This is a genomic window from Arsukibacterium sp. (assembly GCF_036735525.1).
Taxonomy (GTDB): Bacteria; Pseudomonadota; Gammaproteobacteria; order Enterobacterales; family Alteromonadaceae; genus Alishewanella.
The window spans coordinates 1,113-5,151 of sequence record NZ_DAINOE010000126.1 but is presented as its reverse complement, the minus strand read 5'-3'; the positions used below and the strand labels follow the sequence as shown (position 1 = coordinate 5,151).

The window sequence follows — 4,039 nt, the reverse complement described above, 5'->3', positions numbered from 1 at the left end:
ATATGTACGTGACTTTTAGTAAATGTGCTAAGACATCCACTTATGTCGATACCAACGTCAGAAAAATTGATTTAAATGTTCGCGGTGTAATCGAGCAATTAAAGGGGGTTTAATGTTTCGAGTTTTTGTTTTTGATCTAATGGTAAAAGTAAATAGAAAAAATATTAACTCCAGCGCCTTGCGACATAAAGTTTAAGTGGTGCTTTGGTTCAGATGTATTAAAAAAAACAAAAAAGAAACTGAATTTGGAAGATAAAATTATCATAGCAGTTTGAGCATCACTGGTACGCTTCATCTAAATGGAGATGACATATAACCTGTCTCACAGAATATTGACCCCCAATTTCTGTTTTTTCAATTAATTTATCTATCTGCCCCAAACAACCACAACACCGCCGCTTTAAACTCCTCCCGCCAGGCGGCTTCATTGTGCCCGGCATCGTCTTTGATATGAAACTGGGTTAGCTGTTGCGGATGGCCCTTAGCGAGTAGGGCCTGATATACCCTTTGCATATCCGGCAGCATAGTGCCGCCTTCTTTAGCGCCGAGGTAAAAGTACAAGCGGGCATCGGCTGCGGGGCTGTGTTGTTCAAACCAGCTGATTTGCTCGCCGGTTATCCAGTAAGAAGGGGAGAACATGCCGGCGACGCCAAACACCTGCGTCAGTTCTACTATAGCGTAATGGCTGATAAGCCCGCCTAAAGAGCTACCCATAATGCCGGTGTGTTTAGCATCGGCTTTAGTGCGGTAGTGCTTATCGATGTAGGGTTTAACACTGTGAGCAATAAACTCAATATACGCCTGCCCCTCGGCTTTGCCATAGCGCGGATGATCAATAAAATTAAGCTCCGTGATCCTATGCTCGCCGCCATTGTCTATCGCTACGACAATCAGCTCCAGCAGGCCTTGTGCTGCCAGGGCATTCAGGCTTTCATCTACTGCCCACTCACCGGCAAAGGCCGTGGCGTCATCAAACAGGTTTTGACCATCGTGCATATAAAGCACCGGGTAGCGTTTATCTGAGCTGGTATAAGAAGGGGGCAGGTAAAGCCGTACTTGTCTGCTACGGTTTAAACCCGCTATAACAAAAGCCTCGTTAAGTAATGACACTTCAACACTGGCGGTGGATGCTGCCTGAGTTTCAGCTAGTGCTGCATTAGCAAAGCAGAAAAAAAGTAAAACCGTAGTAAGCAGCGCACGCATAGACAATCCTTTTGCTATAACAGTAACAACTCGCAGTGTACCTAGCTCAAGGTAAAACAACAAATGCGCTAACAAATAAGCCCATAGCCAAAAAACGCCAACAAAAAAGCCTAAGAGCCTAGGCTTGGGCAGGCACAACAATACGCTTAATTCGAGGAGCATCACACTATACCTGTCCTATCCTTTTCTTGTTCAGCGCAAGTAGGTAGTGGTGTAAGTCCATGACAGAGTGTAAACTAATAAAGTAGATAATTTGTTACTGGGGTATTTATGTTACCTGCCACTGAGCTGATTGAATCTGAAGCACTTTCTCTTCCTGTTTCAGAACGTGCAAAACTGATTCTGCATCTTCTGGACAGTCTGGAACCCCGCCCGAAGGCTGCCCCTGCCCAAGTTGAAAAAGCCTGGGTTAATGAGGCAAATCGACGATATCAGTCATACCTTCAGGGACAGGAGAAATCCTATTCTGCTGACGAGGTTTTTTCAGATTTACGGGCGGATGACGATTGAAGCCTGTTCGGTTCCTGGCGTCTGCCCGTGAAGATATTCGCCAGGAAAAATCGCGTTACCGTTCTATTCATCCTGAGCTGGCTCGAAGGTTTCAAGCTGCAATTGAGGCAGCCGCTGCACTCATCTCTGAGCAGCCGCTTGCCATGCAAGAACTGGAGTTTTCTGTCAGGCGTTGGCCGCTGGAGACTTTTCCTCACGGTGTGCTTTATCGAGTTGAGGAAAAATATGTGCTGGTTTTGGCGGTATTTCATCCAAGCCGGAAACCTGAAAAATGGCATGTCAGAGCAGACACATAAGCTTTTGATCAATAGTGATGGTCCCCCTATACATCGGACACACGATGTTGTTATGCGATGTTTTAAAACTGGGTTGAACACTTTATGGACAATACAGCACCCTTTCCCGAAGGTGGCCATGGCTTACAGCGGGTGTATCAGAGTTAGGATCAGTTATTTAGCCAATGGTAAAACAACAAATGCGCTAACAAATAAGCCCATAGCCAAAAAACGCCAACAAAAAAGCCGTTAAGCTTAACTTAACGGCTTTTTTGTAGGGAATTTAATGGTCGGTACGAGAGGATTCGAACCTCCGACCCCTTCACCCCCAGCGAAGTGCGCTACCAAGCTGCGCTACGTACCGACGTAGGGCGTATCATAATGATTCCTGTATGAAAAGCAATGTACAAATGGTTGACTGCAGCTTTTTTCAGCAGTTTGCGGCCGTGGGCGTAAGCTTGTCAGCGCCATAACATTTGTTCTTGCCCAACTACTGGTTATATTTGGCTGAACAGGTAGAATATGCCATCTGTTTTGTTTGTGGTTTATCTCATAGTGGCTAATCAAGAACCTGATGTATTTGCGGATATTCGCCCTTATCACGACGGCGAAGTCGCGCCGGCGATTGCCCGGTTGATTAATGATCAAGAATTTATTAATGCTATTCTGCATTATCGCTTTCCGCATCTGGCCGGTGCCTTTGGCTGGTTGCTCTCGCCGCTGGTGAAGTTTTGGCTGAAAAAGAAATGGTCACGCTTAAAGCGGGTGCAGCAAGTTCAGCTGCAGGTTGCTGGCTTTATGGAGCGGATGATAAAAAGCACCACGCAAAAAGTTACGGTGAGTGGCGTTGATAAACTTAACCCCAAACAACATTATTTGTTTATCTCTAACCATCGCGATATTGCTATGGACCCAGCCCTGGTAAACTGGTGTTTGCATCAGCAGGGCTTTGATACCGTAAGAATTGCTATTGGTGACAACCTGCTACGCAAAGCCTGTGCCACTGAGCTGATGAAGCTAAATAAAAGCTTTATTGTTAAGCGTGGTGCTAAAGGGCCACGTGAAATGCTGAAAAACTTCTCGCAGCTGTCGGCCTATATCCGCCACTCACTGGACGAGCAGCAATCGATTTGGATCGCCCAAAAAGAAGGCCGCGCCAAAGATGGCAATGATGAAACCGATCCGGCGATTTTAAAAATGTTTTATATGGAAGGCAAAAAGCGCGGCGAAGACTTTGCCAGTTATATGGCGGGGCTTAACATAGTACCGGTGTGTATCTCCTACGAATTTGACCCCTGTGATGCCGACAAAATTAACGAACTGTGGCAAAAGCAGCAATCGGGGTCTTATCAAAAAGGTGAGTTTGAAGACATCGATACCATTATTAAAGGCATAGTTGGGCAAAAGGGCCGGGTGCATGTCGCCTTTGGTCAGCCGCTGACTGAGATCCCAGAAGACGCCGATAGCCTGGCGGCACTGATTGACGAGCAAATTTGGCGTAACTACAAATTATATCCGATAAACCATCTGGCGGCGGGGCAGCCTGACGATAGCATCAGTGCAGATGCTAAAACGCAATGGCAGCAGCGTTTAGCGGCATGTCCAGAGGGGGCGGCGGGCTTGTTGCAGCAAATGTACGGTGCCCCTGTGTTAAAACAGCAGGCGCTAGTTGACTAACTGGCCTTGAAAATAACCGGAAACAGGAGTCAGTAATGGCACGTATTGTGAGTTACCGTTTTAAAGGTGTTGCCCGGCAAATCCCTTTTAGTTATGACAGGTTTCGCGATCTGTATGAAGCCGTGGCTGCTGCCGAGGGCATAGATTTATCGGCGTTTTTGGCGATGGAGCAACAAGTGGCGATGACCGCCAAAGACAAAGCTGCCATCAAAAATTTCCGCCAGCAGGCGTTTACCAAAATGGGCTTTGCTGACATTGCCTTTGTGCGTGATAGCGAGCCTGGCAACTAATACCGAGCCCGGCAACCGAGCTTTACAGCTTATGCCGGTGGCTTTAACGTGTTTTAATGTTGAGCATTGGCTCACTATGCTAGC

The 4,039-nt window shown here is 46.8% G+C and carries 5 protein-coding genes and 1 tRNA gene; 4 read left to right on the top strand and 2 right to left on the bottom strand.

The genetic code is table 11. From position 1 onward, the window contains the following. Positions 1–363: 363 nt before the first annotated feature. Positions 364–1,203 carry an alpha/beta hydrolase gene (locus V7D78_RS15845; RefSeq protein ID WP_333609430.1) on the bottom strand — a complete coding sequence of 280 codons (840 nt, stop codon included), beginning with the start codon at positions 1,201–1,203 and terminating at the stop codon, positions 364–366. 270 nt (positions 1,204–1,473) lie between these two features. On the opposite strand from V7D78_RS15845, the gene V7D78_RS15840 reads away from it, so the two are divergent. Further along, positions 1,474–1,713, top strand: coding sequence for an addiction module protein (locus V7D78_RS15840; RefSeq protein WP_333609429.1), 240 nt, complete (start codon positions 1,474–1,476; stop codon positions 1,711–1,713). After that, on the top strand, positions 1,710–2,009 hold the full coding sequence (locus V7D78_RS15835) for a type II toxin-antitoxin system RelE/ParE family toxin (protein WP_333609428.1): 300 nt from the start codon (positions 1,710–1,712) through the stop codon (positions 2,007–2,009). Before V7D78_RS15840 ends, V7D78_RS15835 begins: the two co-directional genes overlap by 4 nt. A gap of 266 nt (positions 2,010–2,275) precedes the next feature. Here V7D78_RS15835 and V7D78_RS15830 read toward each other — a convergent pair. Further along, positions 2,276–2,352: transfer RNA gene (locus V7D78_RS15830), tRNA-Pro, on the bottom strand. 158 nt (positions 2,353–2,510) lie between these two features. Here V7D78_RS15830 and V7D78_RS15825 point away from each other — a divergent pair. Together V7D78_RS15825 and V7D78_RS15820 are read left to right on the top strand one after the other, a co-directional pair. Beyond that, a complete protein-coding gene (locus V7D78_RS15825) occupies positions 2,511–3,665 on the top strand; it encodes a 1-acyl-sn-glycerol-3-phosphate acyltransferase (RefSeq protein ID WP_333609427.1) in 1,155 nt (384 codons plus the stop codon). A gap of 35 nt (positions 3,666–3,700) precedes the next feature. Then, entirely contained in the window at positions 3,701–3,955 is a 255-nt protein-coding gene (locus tag V7D78_RS15820) for a DUF2960 domain-containing protein (RefSeq protein ID WP_333609426.1), read from the top strand. Positions 3,956–4,039 lie beyond the last annotated feature (84 nt).

Bases quoted from the DNA above. Each gene is read 5' to 3' on its own strand.
- V7D78_RS15845 (WP_333609430.1), bottom strand. From the start codon at position 1,203: ATGCGTGCGCTGCTTACTACGGTTTTACTTTTTTTCTGCTTTGCTAAT.
- V7D78_RS15840 (WP_333609429.1), top strand. From the start codon at position 1,474: ATGTTACCTGCCACTGAGCTGATTGAATCTGAAGCACTTTCTCTTCCT.
- V7D78_RS15825 (WP_333609427.1), top strand. From the start codon at position 2,511: ATGCCATCTGTTTTGTTTGTGGTTTATCTCATAGTGGCTAATCAAGAA.
- V7D78_RS15820 (WP_333609426.1), top strand. From the start codon at position 3,701: ATGGCACGTATTGTGAGTTACCGTTTTAAAGGTGTTGCCCGGCAAATC.